Annotated in this window: 19 protein-coding genes; 11 read left to right on the top strand and 8 right to left on the bottom strand. The window is 63.3% G+C overall.

Translation table 11 applies throughout. The annotated features are described in order from the left end of the window. Positions 1-10 precede the first annotated feature (10 nt). Positions 11-1030, bottom strand: a complete 1020-nt coding sequence (locus FN835_RS03355) for a hypothetical protein (RefSeq protein WP_142661785.1) — start codon at positions 1028-1030, stop codon at positions 11-13. A 269-nt stretch (positions 1031-1299) separates the two neighbouring features. On the opposite strand from FN835_RS03355, the gene FN835_RS03350 reads away from it, so the two are divergent. The 8 genes from FN835_RS03350 to FN835_RS03320 all read left to right on the top strand — a co-directional run bounded on the left by FN835_RS03350 (position 1300) and on the right by FN835_RS03320 (position 7355). Then, a complete protein-coding gene (locus FN835_RS03350) occupies positions 1300-1548 on the top strand; it encodes an EscE/YscE/SsaE family type III secretion system needle protein co-chaperone (RefSeq protein ID WP_185958571.1) in 249 nt (82 codons plus the stop codon). A gap of 12 nt (positions 1549-1560) precedes the next feature. Next, positions 1561-1713: a hypothetical protein gene (locus FN835_RS21165; RefSeq protein ID WP_185958570.1), complete on the top strand. Its 153-nt coding sequence runs from the start codon at positions 1561-1563 to the stop codon at positions 1711-1713. A gap of 120 nt (positions 1714-1833) precedes the next feature. Beyond that, on the top strand, positions 1834-2787 hold the full coding sequence (locus tag FN835_RS03345) for a SctD/MshK family protein (RefSeq protein ID WP_142661783.1): 954 nt from the start codon (positions 1834-1836) through the stop codon (positions 2785-2787). A 15-nt stretch (positions 2788-2802) separates the two neighbouring features. Next, entirely contained in the window at positions 2803-3153 is a 351-nt protein-coding gene (locus tag FN835_RS03340) for a hypothetical protein (protein WP_142661782.1), read from the top strand. A 14-nt stretch (positions 3154-3167) separates the two neighbouring features. Beyond that, positions 3168-3665, top strand: coding sequence for a tetratricopeptide repeat protein (locus FN835_RS03335; RefSeq protein WP_142661781.1), 498 nt, complete (start codon positions 3168-3170; stop codon positions 3663-3665). Then, positions 3662-5713, top strand: coding sequence for a type III secretion system export apparatus subunit SctV (gene sctV, locus FN835_RS03330; RefSeq protein ID WP_142661780.1), 2052 nt, complete (start codon positions 3662-3664; stop codon positions 5711-5713). Before FN835_RS03335 ends, sctV begins: the two co-directional genes overlap by 4 nt. Beyond that, a complete protein-coding gene (locus tag FN835_RS03325) occupies positions 5710-6936 on the top strand; it encodes a type II and III secretion system protein family protein (RefSeq protein WP_142661779.1) in 1227 nt (408 codons plus the stop codon). The genes sctV and FN835_RS03325 overlap by 4 nt, the downstream gene beginning before the upstream one ends. Then, on the top strand, positions 6933-7355 hold the full coding sequence (locus tag FN835_RS03320) for a hypothetical protein (RefSeq protein ID WP_142661778.1): 423 nt from the start codon (positions 6933-6935) through the stop codon (positions 7353-7355). Before FN835_RS03325 ends, FN835_RS03320 begins: the two co-directional genes overlap by 4 nt. Before the next feature lie 16 nt (positions 7356-7371). Here FN835_RS03320 and FN835_RS03315 read toward each other — a convergent pair whose 3' ends face one another. After that, positions 7372-8121 (bottom strand): hypothetical protein, encoded by a 750-nt coding sequence (locus FN835_RS03315; protein WP_142661777.1) that lies wholly within the window; start codon positions 8119-8121, stop codon positions 7372-7374. 177 nt (positions 8122-8298) lie between these two features. On the opposite strand from FN835_RS03315, the gene FN835_RS03310 reads away from it, so the two are divergent. Next, entirely contained in the window at positions 8299-8556 is a 258-nt protein-coding gene (locus FN835_RS03310) for a hypothetical protein (protein ID WP_142661776.1), read from the top strand. On the opposite strand, the gene FN835_RS03305 is transcribed toward FN835_RS03310, so the two are convergent. Continuing rightward, complete coding sequence (locus FN835_RS03305) at positions 8553-8750, bottom strand: hypothetical protein (RefSeq protein ID WP_142661775.1); 198 nt, start codon at positions 8748-8750, stop codon at positions 8553-8555. The genes FN835_RS03310 and FN835_RS03305 overlap by 4 nt on opposite strands. A gap of 126 nt (positions 8751-8876) precedes the next feature. On the opposite strand from FN835_RS03305, the gene FN835_RS03300 reads away from it, so the two are divergent. Then, positions 8877-9572, top strand: a complete 696-nt coding sequence (locus tag FN835_RS03300; protein ID WP_142661774.1) for a superoxide dismutase — start codon at positions 8877-8879, stop codon at positions 9570-9572. A 36-nt stretch (positions 9573-9608) separates the two neighbouring features. Here the strand turns inward: FN835_RS03300 and FN835_RS03295 are convergent, their stop codons facing one another. From FN835_RS03295 to FN835_RS03290, 3 genes are read right to left on the bottom strand one after another with little or no spacing between them, the layout of a single operon-like run. After that, complete coding sequence (locus tag FN835_RS03295) at positions 9609-10613, bottom strand: GlxA family transcriptional regulator (RefSeq protein ID WP_142661773.1); 1005 nt, start codon at positions 10611-10613, stop codon at positions 9609-9611. Then, the gene (locus FN835_RS21160; protein ID WP_185958579.1) at positions 10517-10816 is read right to left on the bottom strand and encodes a hypothetical protein; all 300 of its coding nucleotides are present in this window, start codon (positions 10814-10816) and stop codon (positions 10517-10519) included. The genes FN835_RS03295 and FN835_RS21160 overlap by 97 nt, the downstream gene beginning before the upstream one ends. 57 nt (positions 10817-10873) lie before the next feature. Then, positions 10874-11110, bottom strand: coding sequence for a hypothetical protein (locus FN835_RS03290; RefSeq protein ID WP_142661772.1), 237 nt, complete (start codon positions 11108-11110; stop codon positions 10874-10876). A gap of 134 nt (positions 11111-11244) precedes the next feature. Between FN835_RS03290 and FN835_RS03285 the strand changes: the two genes are divergently transcribed. Further along, positions 11245-11946: a Crp/Fnr family transcriptional regulator gene (locus tag FN835_RS03285; RefSeq protein ID WP_142661771.1), complete on the top strand. Its 702-nt coding sequence runs from the start codon at positions 11245-11247 to the stop codon at positions 11944-11946. A gap of 1 nt (position 11947) precedes the next feature. Here the strand turns inward: FN835_RS03285 and FN835_RS03280 are convergent, their stop codons facing one another. Together FN835_RS03280 and FN835_RS03275 are read right to left on the bottom strand one after the other, a co-directional pair. Beyond that, a complete protein-coding gene (locus tag FN835_RS03280) occupies positions 11948-13657 on the bottom strand; it encodes an ABC transporter permease (protein WP_185958569.1) in 1710 nt (569 codons plus the stop codon). Continuing rightward, positions 13650-14621 carry an ABC transporter substrate-binding protein gene (locus FN835_RS03275; protein WP_142661769.1) on the bottom strand — a complete coding sequence of 324 codons (972 nt, stop codon included), beginning with the start codon at positions 14619-14621 and terminating at the stop codon, positions 13650-13652. Before FN835_RS03275 ends, FN835_RS03280 begins: the two co-directional genes overlap by 8 nt. Between the last annotated feature and the right edge of the window lie 32 nt (positions 14622-14653).

The raw sequence follows: 14653 nt of genomic DNA, 5'->3' as shown, positions 1-14653 counted from the left end.
CGAGAATGGATCAGAAACGATGGTTCGGGGTCGCCATGCCGGCGAACATGTTGCCAGTGGCGAACATGTTGTTCAACAGGCTTGCGAAGCCCATCATCATCGCGAACTGCATCGTGTCGCGGGCCTGATCGTGATAGGTGCCCTGCTGGGCATAGTCGCTGTTGTGGTTCTGGAAGGTCGTATCCCACAGCGAGCCGACCTCGTAGGACTTGACGGTGTCCTTGTCGCCCGCTTGCGACATCGAACCGTCGGCACGCTGGATCGCACCGCCGCCCTGCGCACCCGCACCTTCGTCGCCGTTGCGGGCCTTGCCGTCGCCGTCAAAGGTCTGGCCGATCAGGCCATGCGGTTTCACACCATCGGCAACCGCGTTCGCGGTCTTGATGTCCATGTTCAGGTGATCGCCATTGGCTTGGAAGTTGACCTCCCATTCGCCTTTCTTGACGATGATTTCATTGCCTTTACGCTCGGCGGTGCCGCCGTCGCGCAGGTCGATGCGCTGACCGTCTTTCAGCTCTTGGCCGTTGACGATCGTGTTGCCGGTCTTGTCGACCTGCACATAGTTGCTGCCGGCGGTGATGCCGACGCGGCCAACGACGGTCGCACCGTCATTGCCCCATTTGTCAAAGGTTCCGTTCATCTGGAAACCCTTGTCGGACAGCAGGTTATAGGTCTTGCCCGCTTGACCCTGAACGTCGAACTTGTCGCCGTCGGCGCCGATGAAATGGGGGTCGCCCCAGATACGCGCCGTGCCCGCGATGGGCTTTTGCGGCTGGGCCGCCGAAGCCTGATCCCAGGGCATCGTGGGCGTCGTGCCCGAGGACGAACCGGGGCCTTGGGCATCCTTGCCGGGTTTGCCGCCCAGCATGTCGGCCAGACCCTGCAGCGCCTTGGCCAGACCCGACAGCAGGTCGCCGAGGCCGCCCATGTTGTTCGCACCGCCGAACGGCGAATTCTGCCCCATCCCGAAGGGCGAACCGGCCTGAGAGGTCGGTGCGTAGAAGTTATATTGGTTGTTGATGGTGGTCATCGTTGTCTCGTCACTAAAGGGGTGAAAAACGCGGTCGCCAGCCCTTTGGGACTTCCATGCCAGTATGGCAGTGATGTGACGCACCCCGTTTTTGCGCGGCATCCCGCCAAGCATTCCGGGCGCTTCACGCGAAATTCTGCCGCCTTTGCGGGTGGCGAAAAACCCGCCCGGAGGTTTCACGCACACGTCACATTTCGGGGCGAGCGTGCCCCTCGACGCAACGGACGGGATCACCTGTCCGACGCGGACGGTCCGAACGGAGAAGTGAATTGTCTGAACGTGCAATCGAGATCGTCGAGCTTGACCGACGCTTTGCAGCGGATCCCAACGGGGTCGAACTGAAGCGTCTCACGGAACGGCTTGCGGCAGGTAAAGGGCGTGTGGTCCAAGAAATGGGCCGTGGAGTGAGCACTGACGAATATGCCCGGCTCTCTCTTCTCGCTCAGGCATACGATGCTGGCATCGATGCGCTGCCGAAGTTGTGGGCATCCATCAACGAAGACCCCAATCCTCAATAGAGAGAGTTTATCATGGATATCGGTTCGTCGCTTGCCGAAATGAAGTCGATGCAGGCCCAGGCTCTGCAAACCCAGACTGAAATCAACAAACAGTCGATGATGTTCAACACGGCCATGGCCGCGAAGGACGCCGAGAAGAAAGCCTGGGAAAAAATCAGCGGCTAATCCGCTGTGTCCCCTTGGGCGCGGCATTATCGGCCGCGCCCCTTCGATCAACGTCCCTTCGCGCCGGCGCCCATGCGGGATGTCCGGCATTCATTGCTTGAAAGACCGTTTAGGTTCCCCATGACGACGCAAGCGAAGCCTTACCTGCTGACCGTGCTGACCGGCCCCAATGCGGGGGCTGCGGCGGGCTTTGCGCCCGGCAAGATCAGCATCGGCGGCGGCGCGGACGATCAGATCATTCTGTCGGGGGTCGCGCCCGGCAGCCTTGCATTGCGGGCGGCGGAACATCGGCTGCGGCTGGCGGCCAGTGCACCGGACATCGCCTTTCACGACGCCCAGACGGGCGAGCTGACCCAGATGGGCCAAGGTGCCGTGCATGAGTTGCCCCTGCCCGCGACGCTGCACCTGAACGAACAGACGACCATCGTGCTGTCTCGCCTTGGTCCTCCGCAGCGTCGGGGCATCGGGCTGCAGACCGGGCTGGGCATCGCCGCCCTGGCGATGGCCTTGGGCCTGTGGATCGGCGCGCAATTCGGCGGCCCGGCGAACCTTGCGCTTGCCGCCCTGCCCGAAGCGGCAAACTCGATTGCGGCCCCGCCTGACGCGCCGGATCAGCAGGCCGTCATACGCGCGGCACGCAATGCCGCGCTGGTCGCCACCTCGCCCCGGATCGAATGCGGTGCGGATTGCGTGGCGAACGTCGCAGCCGCGTTCGAGGAACGTCTGGCACAAGCCGGGCTGGAAGGGCTGTCGCTGGCCGTCGATCAGGGCGTATTGCGCGTGACCGGCACCCTGACGCCGGAACAGGCCGAGATTTGGCGACAGCTTCGCGCCCGCTTTGAATCCGAGAACGGTCAAAGCCTGCCGCTGATCACCAAGATATCCGAGGGAGAGCCGGAGCCCGTGCTTGCCGTCGCCTCGGTCTGGCTGGGCAAGACGCCCGAAATCCGCACCAAAGGCGGCACGATCCTGCGCATCGGCGACGAAACCGGCGATGGCTGGACCGTTGACGCAATAACCCGCGAGGCGATCCGCCTTAGCCGGGGCGAGCGTCACATGATCGTCCGGTTTTAAAGGCTAGCTTGCAACATGGCCAATAACATCACGCCCCTGAACATCCCGCATGGCACGACCGCCGCAATCCCCGTTGGCGGCACGACGCGCCCGCAACCCACGACGATCCCGTCAGGCGACGGTCAGGCCCGCGCGCGCCGCGAACCCGCCGCGGCCAATCCCGGCGGTTTTGCCGCGATCCTTGATCAGGGGCTGGGCCGGGTGCGCCTGCCCAATGCGCTGGAACTTGTCGCGGCGCTTGAGGCTGCGCGTGAACATGCCCCCTTGGCCGACAAGGCGGTTCCGGGGCTGGGGCGTCTGGTCTCGGCGGTGATCGAGGACGAGACGCGCAAGCTGTCGCGCTATCTGGACCTGCGCGGACTTTAGGACGAGAGGCAGGATTGGGACAGTCGCCGCATTCCATCAGCCTTGACGCGGACCGTTATCTGGACGGCCCGCTGGGCGAGGGTGCCGATCCCTTTGCCAATGGCTGGACCTTTCGTCCCGATGACAATGACGACGCGGAAGAAGCCCCCCTGCCCCGCGAACATGGCGAGGTGCTGGCATCGCTGGGGCTGGTCTATCTGCGGCATGGCGATCCGGCCCGCGCGATGGTTCTGGGTCTGGCCGCGATGTCGATGGGCGATCTGACCCCCGCCACCATCCTGCTGGTGGGCGAATCCATGTTGCTGGCGGGCGACCCCGAACAGGCGATGACCGTGCTGACGCGCTTTGATCGCGATGGCGGGCTGTCTGCGCCACCCAACGCCGCCGAACGCGCCGCAAGGCATTATCTGGCCGCCCGCATCCTGCACCGCCGAGAGGAAACCGAGGCCGCGCGTGCCGAACTGGCCCTTGCCCGCGCCGAAGCCGACAACATGCCAAAGGACGCCGGATGAGCCGCTTGCAAGCCATTTTGCGCCGCATCTCGGCCAGTCAGGATCTGGCGCTGGTCGTGCTGCTGATCCTGATCGTCTTCATGATCGTGCTGCCCTTGCCGACATGGCTGATCGACCTGTCGATCGCCTTCAACCTGTCGCTTTCGGTGCTGATCCTTGTGGTCGCGATCTATCTGCGCAACCCAACCTCGCTGTCCACGCTGCCCGCGATCCTGCTGATGGCGACGCTGTTCAGGCTGGCCATCAGCATTTCGACCACACGCAAGATCCTGCTGGATGCCGATGCGGGCCAGATCGTCGAGACCTTCGGGAAATTCGTGCTGGGCGGATCGCTGATCGTGGGCATCGTGGTGTTTCTGATCATCACCATCGTGCAGTTCATCGTCATCACCAAAGGCTCGGAACGGGTGGCCGAGGTGTCGGCCCGCTTCTCGCTCGATGCGCTTCCGGGGCGACAGATGTCGATCGACAGCGACATGCGCGCCGGCGAGATCGACATGGCCGAGGCCCGCCGCCGTCGCGAGGCGCTGCAGACCGAAAGCGAATTCTACGGCTCGATGGACGGGGCGATGAAATTCGTCAAGGGCGACGCGATTGCCGGGCTTATCATCATCGTCGTCAACATCCTTGGCGGTCTGGGCGTCGGCGTGGGCCAGCAAGGCATGCCCTTTGGCGAGGCGCTGCACCTGTATTCGGTACTGACCGTCGGCGACGGCATGGTGACGCAGATCCCGGCGTTGCTGATCGCCATTGCGTCCGGCATCGTCATCACGCGGATCACCAACGAAGGTTCGTCCGATCTTGGCCGCGACATCGCCAACCAGATCGGCAGCAGCCCACGCGCCTTGCAGGTCGCGGGGATCGTGCTGACGGGCTTTGCGCTGGTGCCGGGTTTCCCGACGCTGGTGTTTCTGTCGCTGGCGGCATTCTTCGGTGGCACCGGCGTGATGCTGGCCCGCCGTGCCCAGCTTGAGGCAGGCGATGACGTCGCAATGCGCGGCAAGGGCGATGCGCGGCAGGATCTGATGATGGTCCCGATGCCACCCGTCCAATTGTCCGTAGGCCCGGCGCTGGCCGCTGGCATCGACCGCGCAGCTTTCGAGGATGCGGCCCTGCGTGAACGCACACGGTTGTTCGACGATTTGGGCGTGCCCTTTCCACGTCTGCAGCTTTCCACCGATCTGGATGCGCCGGGCGATCGCTGGCAGCTTCGGGTCGAAAACGTGCCCGTCGCCGAAGGGCACATGCCCGCCAATCGCCTGCGCCTGACCGATCAGCCCGATGCCGCGCGGATCATGGGCATTGCGGTCGAGCGCACGGATAACGGCCCTTCGGACGTGCAGGGCTGGTGGTCCCCGCCCGAGGCGGCGATCGAACTGCGCCGTGCGGGCATCCCCTTCCAGACCCCGGCCGAGGCGCTGGCCCGGATCGCCGCCGCACGCCTGCCGCGCCACGCCGCGGAATTCCTTGGCGTGCAGGAGGTTTCGGCGCTGCTTTCCGCGACCGAAGCACGCTACGCCAGTCTGGTGGCCGAAGCGCAAAAGGCCCTGCCCCTGCAAAAGATCGCCGCCGTCATGCGCCGCCTGGTCGAAGAGGAAATCCCCGTCCGCAACCTGCGCATCCTGCTGGAAACCATCGTGGACTGGGCCCCTCGTGAGAAAGATCCCGAACTGCTGGCCGAATATGTCCGCGCGGCGCTGTCGCGCCAGATCAGCTTCAAATACGCCGATGGCGACCGCTTCATCCCCGCCTATGTCGTCGAGGCCGATATCGAGGAGGCCATTCGCGGTGCGATCCGTCAGGCCCCCTCGGGCGTCTATCTGGCGCTTGAGGCGCAGCAGTCGCGCAAACTTCTTGAGGCGCTGAAGGCGGCGGTGGGCGATCCCGCCGCGCATGTTCGCGCCCCGGTCTTTCTGTCCAGCATGGACATCCGCCGTTTCCTGCGTCGCTTTCTTGCCAATCACGACATGAACTTTGCGGTCATGTCGCACAAGGAAGTGGCCCCCAACTACAAGGTGCAACCTCTCGCCATGTTGTCGATCCGATGAGCCGTCTTCGCTACCTGCTTCACGCGCTGCTTGTGAGCATCGCCTTTGTGGGGACCGCCGCCGCACAGTCGCGGCTAGTCCTGACCGAAGGCGATGGCCGCACGATCCAGCTTCCCGAAAACACCGGGACGGTGTTCGTAGCGGATCCGATGATCGCGGACGCTCAGGCCATGTCGCCCAGTTCGATCTATGTCAGCGCCATCACGCCGGGTCGCACCAATATCGTGCTGAGCGATGAAAACGACCAGCAGATCGGCACCTATTCGGTCGAGGTCCGCCCCTCGGGCGGTGGAGCTGAAGGGTTGCTGGCGCCGGGACTGTCGGCCAACCGGCGCGGGAATGCGGTCGTGATCTCGGGTCAGGCGAATGATGTGGGTTCGGCCCGTTCGGTCGCAGCGGCGCAGCGCGCTTACGAATCCGAAGGCATCATGGTGCAGGACCAGACCCGCTATACGGGCGGCACGCAGGTGTCCTTGCGCGTGCGCTTTGTCGAAGCCTCGCGCAGCGACCTGCAACGGCTGGGCGTGGATCTGAACGCCTATGGGGCGTCCTCGGCGGGGCCGATGCGGGTGGTGACGGGTCTGGGCGATCCGACCGGTTATCTGGGCGGCGGTGCGGTTGGCGGTCCAGCAGTCGGCGGGCGCATCACCGCAGGCGGCTTTACCATCGACACGCTGATCGACGCGCTGGAACAACGCGGCGCGGTGCAAATCCTGTCGGAACCCACGCTGACCACCGTGTCGGGCCGCAAGGCCAGCTTCCGCGCCGGCGGCGAAATCGCCTATCCGGTCAATCAGGGCGATGGGGTGATCACCGCCGCGTTCAAGCAATACGGCGTGTCGATCGACTTTACGCCGACCGTGCTGCCCAACAACCGCATCGCGATCGAGGTTCAGCCCGAGGTCAGCTTTCTTGACGCCGCGAATTCCGTGCAGGTCGAAGGGTTTCAGGTTCCCGGCGTCTCGGTCCGTCGCGCCGATACCACGGTCGAGGTCGGCAGCGGCCAGACCTTTGCCATCGCCGGGCTATATGAACAGTTTTCTGAAAACCGCGCCAATGGCGTGCCGGGGCTTAGTCAGGTCTTTGGCAAGAACACCCGCACCCGCCGCGAACGCGAGCTGATCATCTTCATCACGCCTTATCTGGCCGATGCCCGCGACACTGCCCGTCCGCGCACGCCGCGTCCTGCCCCTCAAGCCACCGTGGGTTTCATCACCAGATGAGAACGATCCTGTTTCTGCTGCCCCTGACGCTGGCCGCCTGTGCCGAGCCGATGATCCGCGATTCCGATGTCATCCGCACCGGAACCGATCCCGCCTATACCTATGGCGACGGGGGCGGGGTCGTGCCGACCTCTTGCCTTGGCGGGGCCTCGCGTTATTCCGGCACGCCTTCAGGCTGCCAGCGCGATCTGGCCTTTGCCCGTCAGGTCGTGAACCCGTCTGATCTTGTCGAACCCACGCCGCCGGGTGCCGGGTCCGCCGGAACGGTCGGCCGTGCGGCGGACCGCTATGTGAACCCCGATGCCAGCCGCCCTGCGGCGATCCCGCCGGATGTGCGTCAACGTGGCACGCCGCGCCGCATCCTGCCGCAGCAAGAGGTCCCCGCCGACCCCTATGCCGGGGCCGGACCGCAATATTGATGTGGATGCGGGGGCATCAGCCCCCCGCCAGCACCCCGAATGCCGCCATGCCCTGAACGCGGGCGCGGCGGCCCACAGCCAGAATATCGCCGATCTCCTCGGAGCCCAGCCCAAGCTGGATGCCGTCCTGACGCGCATTGGCGTCCTGCCCGGCAATGCCGCCGACCAGCACAAGGTTGCGGCGATGAGAGTATTCGGAATCCGGCGCGAACGCCGCCGCGCGCGCAATCGCATAGGCCTGCGGGTCACGCGACAGCGCGCCGACAATTGCGATGTTCGTGCGCACATCCAGATTGCGGGGCGCAGCGGCGCTGGCGCTGTCCAGAACGCCCCGCGCCTCGCCCAGCCGGTTCAGACCCGCCAACGCACCCGAACGCAACAACAGCACCCGAATATCCGAGCCACCCGCCTTTTCAGCTGTGGAAAGCGCGCCGGCATAATCCCCGACGGCCAGTTGCCCCTCGCCATAGCCCAGGCGGGCATCGCGATCGGACGGCTGCACCAGCAACGCCTCGCGATAGGCACCCATTGCCTGGCTCCACTGCCCGTTCGCGGCCTGCATATCCCCGATTTCCTTCAAGGAAGTGCCGTCATTCGGGTCGCGTTTCAAATTCACCTTCAGCTCGGCCATTTTCTGGGCGGCGGATGTTTCGCGCGTCGGTTCGACCCCGAATTCGTTTTCCGCGCACCCGGCCAGCATCGCCAGAAGGAAAAGCCCCAGCAGGGGCTTGCGTGTCGAATTCAGAATATCGGGGGCAAACTGCATCACATCTTCCGTTCAAGAACATCAGGCCAAAGCCAAGCCGCCAGAGTTTTTGCACAAGAAAGGTAACAGTTTCGAAACACCCAACCGGCATATTTCGGCAAGTGCAACGAAAGTCAGGGGAACGGGGCCGCAATCTTTCGCGTTGGAACAAAAGTTCGGATGCAAAAGGGGCATGACATGGCCTGGCATCAGCCAGAGATCGAGGCGCTTGAGGGGCGATTGATCGCCCATCGCAAATTGCTGGTGCAACTTTTGATGCGATTGCCCCCCGCGGATCAGGCCGACATGCGCGAATGGCTGACCAGCGCCAGCGTGATGCATGACGGTCAGGAAGACCCCGGCGCCGTGGCCGATACCGGAGCGGCGCTTGAGCTTGCGATCAGCGATGAAATGCGGCTGCTGCGCGAAAGGCTGGACGCGCTTGCGCCGCGCTAGGACGCGCGGTCCAGCGGAATGCCGTTTGCCGCCTCGACCAGTTCGAAGGATGCGGCCAGCAGATCGTCCAGCGCCATCGCGACCTCGGCCCCCAAGGTGTCGCGCACGGGATCGGTGACGCCCAACGGTGCTTTGCCCAGCCCATTCAGGGCCGCGCGCAGCGACTGGATCATGTCATTGGGTATTTCGGCCATCACGGGTCCCTCGTTCACTTGCCCGCACAACGCCCGATCCGCCGATTGGTTGCCGGATATTTCACGCACGGAACAATTTCACTTTGGCTTTGTTGGCCTTGCTGACAACCATCAGGAGACAAAGACATGTTCCAGCGAATTGCCCTTGCCGCCACGATCCTTGCCACGCCCGCCGCAGCATTGGCCCAGACCGAGGCAAAGGCCGAATTTGCGCTGCCTGAACTGCCTTATTCCGTCGATGCGCTGGAACCGGCGATCAGCGCCGCCACGATGGAATTGCATCATGGCAAGCACCATCAGGCTTATGTCGACAACCTGAACAAGGCACTGGCCGAGGAAGGCGCGCCCACCGGCAAGTCGATCGAGGAATTGGTGGCCGCCGCCGGAACCTATACCCCCGCGATCCGCAACAACGCGGGCGGGCATTGGAACCACACGTTTTTCTGGGAATCCATGGCGCCGGCAGATCAGCGGGGCGAAATGTCCGAGGAACTGTCGCAGGCGATCACCGAGGAATTCGGCTCGGTCGAGGAGTTTCAGGCCGCGTTCGAAAAAGCCGGCGCGGCGCGGTTTGGCTCGGGTTGGGTCTGGCTGATCGTGAATGGCGACAACCAGTTGGAAATCACCTCGACCCCCAATCAGGACAATCCGCTGATGGATGTCGCGGAAACCAGCGGCACGCCGCTTTTGGGCAATGATGTGTGGGAACACGCCTATTACCTGACCTATCAGAACCGGCGACCGGAATATCTGGCCGCGTGGTGGGACGTGGTGAACTGGACCAAAGTGTCGGAACGGTTCGACGCGACGCAGACACAGTAACGCGTTTTGCCGCCGCCCGCAGACGGGCGGCGGGCCCTAGGGCATGGTCTCGGATGCGCCGCGCTGACGATAAGGCGTTCTGCCGTAAGTCGCGCGGTAGCATTTCGAGAAATGCGCCGCCGAGGCGAAACCGCAGGCCAGCGCCACCTCCATCACGTTCATTTCGGTCTGCATCAGCAGGTTGCGCGCCCGTTCAAGCCGCAATTCCATGTAATACCGCTTGGGCGAGCGGCCCAGATAACGCGCAAACAGCCGTTCAAGCTGGCGTGGCGACATGTCGGCGTCGATCGCCAGCCGGGCCGGACTGATCGGATCTTCGATATTGGCCTCCATCCGGGCCACGACCTGCGCCAGACGGGGGTGACGTGCGCCGATCCGAGTGGGAATTGAAAGGCGCTGATGGTCGTCTTCGGACCGGATCGACGTGTGGATCATCTGATCGGCCACACGATTGGCAAGCTCGGTGCCATGATCGCGGGCGATCTGGCGCAGCATCAGGTCAATGGCAGCCGTGCCGCCCGCAGCCGTCAGTCGGTTTCCGTCCTCGACGAAGACCGTGCGGATCAGCGTCACATCGGGAAATTCCTCGGCAAAGCCGTCCTGATTTTCCCAGTGAATCGTCGCCCGCCGATCATCCAGCAGGCCCGCCTCGGCCAGCACCCATGCGCCGGTGCACAGCGCGCCGACGCGGGGACCGCGACGCGCTTCGCGGCGCAGCCAGCCCAGCACGGGCCGCGTCGCCGCCCGCGCTGCATCGACGCCACCGCAAACCATGATCGTATCGTCGCGCTGCGTTTCGGCCAGACCGCCATCCAGCACGATGCGCGAGCCATTCGAACAGGCCGCGCTTTCGCCGTTTTCGCCCAGTAGCCACCAGCTGTAAAGCTCGCGACCCGAAAGCCGGTTTGCCAGCCGCAGCGGCTCGATCGCCGCGGCAAAGGAAATCATCGTGAACCGATCAAGAAGCAGAAAGACATATCGCCGGGGCCGGGACTGATACGGGTCGGGCGCGGGCTGAGGGGCTGGCTTTTGTTCTGGCATAAGATGCGCGTGATTACCTTGCGACCTTTACAGTCACGCCGCATAACGCGCCCGTCAATGCCGTCAATATCGAAAATCTCACCGTGCCCCCCATCGATGAATCGGTCTGGCGATCCATCCTCTGCCGCAAGTTGCGGATCAATCACAAAGGCTGAGGGGAAAAGGGATTTGGCGCGGATTTGCAACTTTGTTGTCGTCGCCATCCTTTGATCCTGGTCACGCCACAGGCTGCCCGGTTTCTGGTCAGAAACCGGCGGTGGTCAGGCCGCGACGATGCGCAGATCACCCAGCGCAAGCAATGCACCCCGCGCCATTTCGGGGGTCACGCCGCCCTGATGACCGTTCTGCACGATGTCCATCAGCCGATGACGAATTTCCGTTTCCCCGATTACGCCACCGCTTTGCATCAGATGCAGCGCGACCCGCCCCAAAGTGAACGCAATCATGTCGGGGTTCTTCGTATGGGGCATGTCTTTCTTCAGCTCCTGTTGGGCCACGGCGCCACTCCATCGGTCAGAAAAAATATCGCCTGCATGCAGGGCTAAACGGGTCTTAAGGAGATTTGCGTCACGTGATTGTCTGAAAGTTGACAATCAAATAAGGTTATGGGGCATCGTTTAAAGAATTTTATATGAAAAGTTTGCTATGCAAGGAACGGGCCAGACAAGTTCTCGCCACGCGCGGTTGGCTGGCCCTGCAAAACCCAAAGCTGCGCGACGCCTTATTCGAGGCGGGGCAGCCACAGCTATACGATCCGGGCGAATATACCTATCATATCGGTGATGATCTCGGCGGTATTTTCGGCGTGGTCGAGGGTAGCTTTGGCGTGATGGGGCAGAACCCGGCATCCGGCATCGTGATGGGCCATATCTATCGCGCGGGCAGCTGGTTCGGTGAAGGTCCGATGGCCGTAGGTGCAAGACGCATGCTGGAGTTTCGCGCGATGGAGCCTTCAGTGGTTTTGCAGATTCCATTGGCAGCTCTGGATCGGATGCAGAAACGCGATCCAGGCATCCGCAATCAGTTGATGACGCTTGTGGCCTTCAACTCGGCTATTCTGATCAGGGCTTTGTCGGATCTGCTGATCCGGCGCGCCGACCAGCGCATCGCCGCGGTGCTGTTGCGCGTCACGGGGGCGGATGGTCACGACGGACCCTATGTGCCGAACCCCGTGCAGGTCACGCAAAGCGATCTGGCCGAGTTGTCGAACTGCTCGCGCCACACCGTCAACGCCACGCTGAAGAAATTCGAACAGGAAAGCTGGCTGGAAGTCGGATACGGCACTTTAAACGTCATTTCCCCGGACGCGCTGCGCCGCTATCTGGAGCAATGACCTAGCCATTTTGCCATGGCAGCGCATTGCCGGGCAAATGACGCGACAAAAGCTGTGCCAGCCCGCAAATCGCGAACAAAAGCAGCGTCGAAAGCACGGATACGGCGGCGGCGGCGGTCGAATTTCCTTCATATTGTAAGGAAAATACCATGACGCCGATGGTTTCATTCCCCGTTGACCACAACAGCGCCGACAGCGTCAGTTCATTCATCGCGGTCATCATGATCAGAATGGCACCCCCGACAGTGGATGCGATGACGGCGGGCGCAAAGATCTGCCCCAGTCGTCGCAGCAATCCCGCACCGATTATGCGCGCAGCCTCGTCCTGCGCGGGATCATGGAGCTGTGCCGCAGCAGTGACCGGACGCAGCACCAGTGGCAGGAATCGCGCCAGATAGGCCAGAACGATGATTGCCGCCGTGCCATAGATCGAAACACCCATGATCGGCTGCAGAAACGCAAGGATCATCGCCAGTGCAACCACCGTACCCGGCACGACCCAAGGCGCCTCGACCATCAGGTCTATGGCAGCCAGCAGCGGCCCCGGACGGTGGGCGGCCAGATAGGCATAGGGCACCGCCACCAGCACGCAGATTGCGGCGCATAAGCCCGAAAGCCACAAGGAATTTGCGAATGCGCGCAGCACGGCGTCATTGCCCAGCACCGCCTGATATTGCGCCAGACTGACATTGGTCGCCGAAAATGCCACGCCGACTGCTGGCAGAAAGGATGTCATTGTCAGCGCCGCCAAAGGCAGAACCGCAATCATCAGCACCACTGCCCAGATCGTCACCTGCGCCCAGCCGGGGGCGGCATGTTCGGCCACGAAGGCGCGGCCAGAACCGCTCATCGGCATTCGCAGCTGCCGCGTCAGCAGGCTACGCAGCAAAAGCGCTGCGACCGCGATCAGCGTCAGCAGGATCGCCAGCACCGCGACCTGCCCCGCCGCCTCGGGGCCAAAGCCGTTCAGTCGTTGATAGATCAGCGTGGTCAACACTGGCACACGCGCCGGAATGCCCAACAGCGCAGGCACGCCGAAATTGCCCACCGCCGCCGTAAATGCCAGAAGCCCGCCCGCCAATATTGATGGTGCCAGTATTGGCAGGATGATGCTGCGCAGAATGCGGGGATAGGGGATAGCGGCAATTCGCGCCGCCTCGACCAGATCGGCGGGCAGGCCCGACAGCGCGGCGCGGATCGCGATAAAGACCAGCGGCATGTGCTCGATCCCCATGACCAGCGCGATGCCACCCGACGAATAGATCGGGTTCGCGCCCTGCGGCGCCAGCCCAAGCGGGCGCAGAACCGGAGAGTTGCTGCCGAACAGTTCGATCCATGACAGCGCCATGGTCTGGGACGGGATGATCAGCGGCATCAGGATCAGGAATGTCAGCGCCGCGCGCGCCCGCATCCGCAAAAGCCCGACGGTCAACGCCAGCGCCACCCCCAGCCCGACCGAGATCGCAACCGAGCCCAGCGATACGACCAGCGTGTTCTTCAGCGCCCGCCCGGTCGCCCGCGCGGTCAGCGTATCCGCCATCAGGCCCAGCGGTCGCCCATCATCGCCGGGTTGGAATGCGGTCAGAAACACCTGCCCCAACGGCCAGACGCTGACCAGCAGGACATAAAGAAACAGGGCAATGACAAGCCACCGCTCGCCATTGCCCGCGTCGCTGCCGCCAAACATGCGCGGCAGCATCCGGTCAGCCACCGAACAGGTCCGCAAAACCTTCCTTGATCGCCTTGTCATCCGCCAGCAGCTTGGCGTTATCCGCAGGCATGACCTTGACCGAGGCGACCTCGGGGTAGCCAGCAGGGGCTTTCACATCGGCCAGAAGCGGGAAATAGCCCTGAGCGACGGATTGTTCCTGCGCGGCCTTGGACAGCTGCCAGTCAATGAACGCCTTGGCAGCGTCGGGCACATTGGTCCCCGCGACGATCGCGACGGGCTGGGTCACGGCGGTCACGCCTTCGGACGGAAAGACGAAATCGACCGGCGAGCCTTTGGCCTTGGCGTTCATCGCCATGTATTCGACCAGCACGCCATAGGATTTCTCGCCGCGCGCCACGGCCTCCAGCACGGTGCCATTGCCCTGCCCCGCGACCGCGCCACCATCGGCCAGCTTCTCCATATATGCCGCGCCGAATTCGGGCTGCTGTTCCATCGTGCCGACATGGATCACCGCCGCGCCGGAATATAGCGGCGACGGCATGATGGTCTGCGATGCGATTTCGGGCGTTGCCAGATCGGCCCAGCTTTTCGGCGGCTGTTTCACGTTGTCGGTGTTATAGACGATGCCGGTCGTGATCAGCTTGGTCGCGAAGAACGTCTTGTCGGCGTCGATCAGCGCGGGGTCGATCCCGTCCACCTTCGCCTCGGGGAAGGGCATCAGGCGGTTTTCGTTCTTCAGCTTGGTCATTGCCACGGCGTCCGCGATCAGCAGCACGTCGGCGGGCGAATTCCCTGCGGCGAATTCGGCCTGCAGCTTGGCCAGAACCTCGGTCGTGCCGGAACGGAACAGTTCGACCTGAATTTCCGGGTGGTCCTTGCGGAACGCCTCGATGACCTGCGTCATCTGGTCCTGCGGCTGCGAGGTATAGACCGTCAGCGTCTCGGCCGAAGCCGTGCCCGCCAGCAAAGCCAGCGCCGATGCGATGTAAAGGGGCTTGAACATGGAAACCTTCGTCATTGGGAGGAGGAGGAGGG

The sequence above is a fragment of the Paracoccus laeviglucosivorans genome (assembly GCF_900182695.1).
Lineage (GTDB): Bacteria > Pseudomonadota > Alphaproteobacteria > Rhodobacterales > Rhodobacteraceae > Paracoccus > Paracoccus laeviglucosivorans.
The sequence above is the reverse complement of the archived record's forward strand: the minus strand, read 5'-3'. Positions and strand labels throughout refer to the sequence as shown.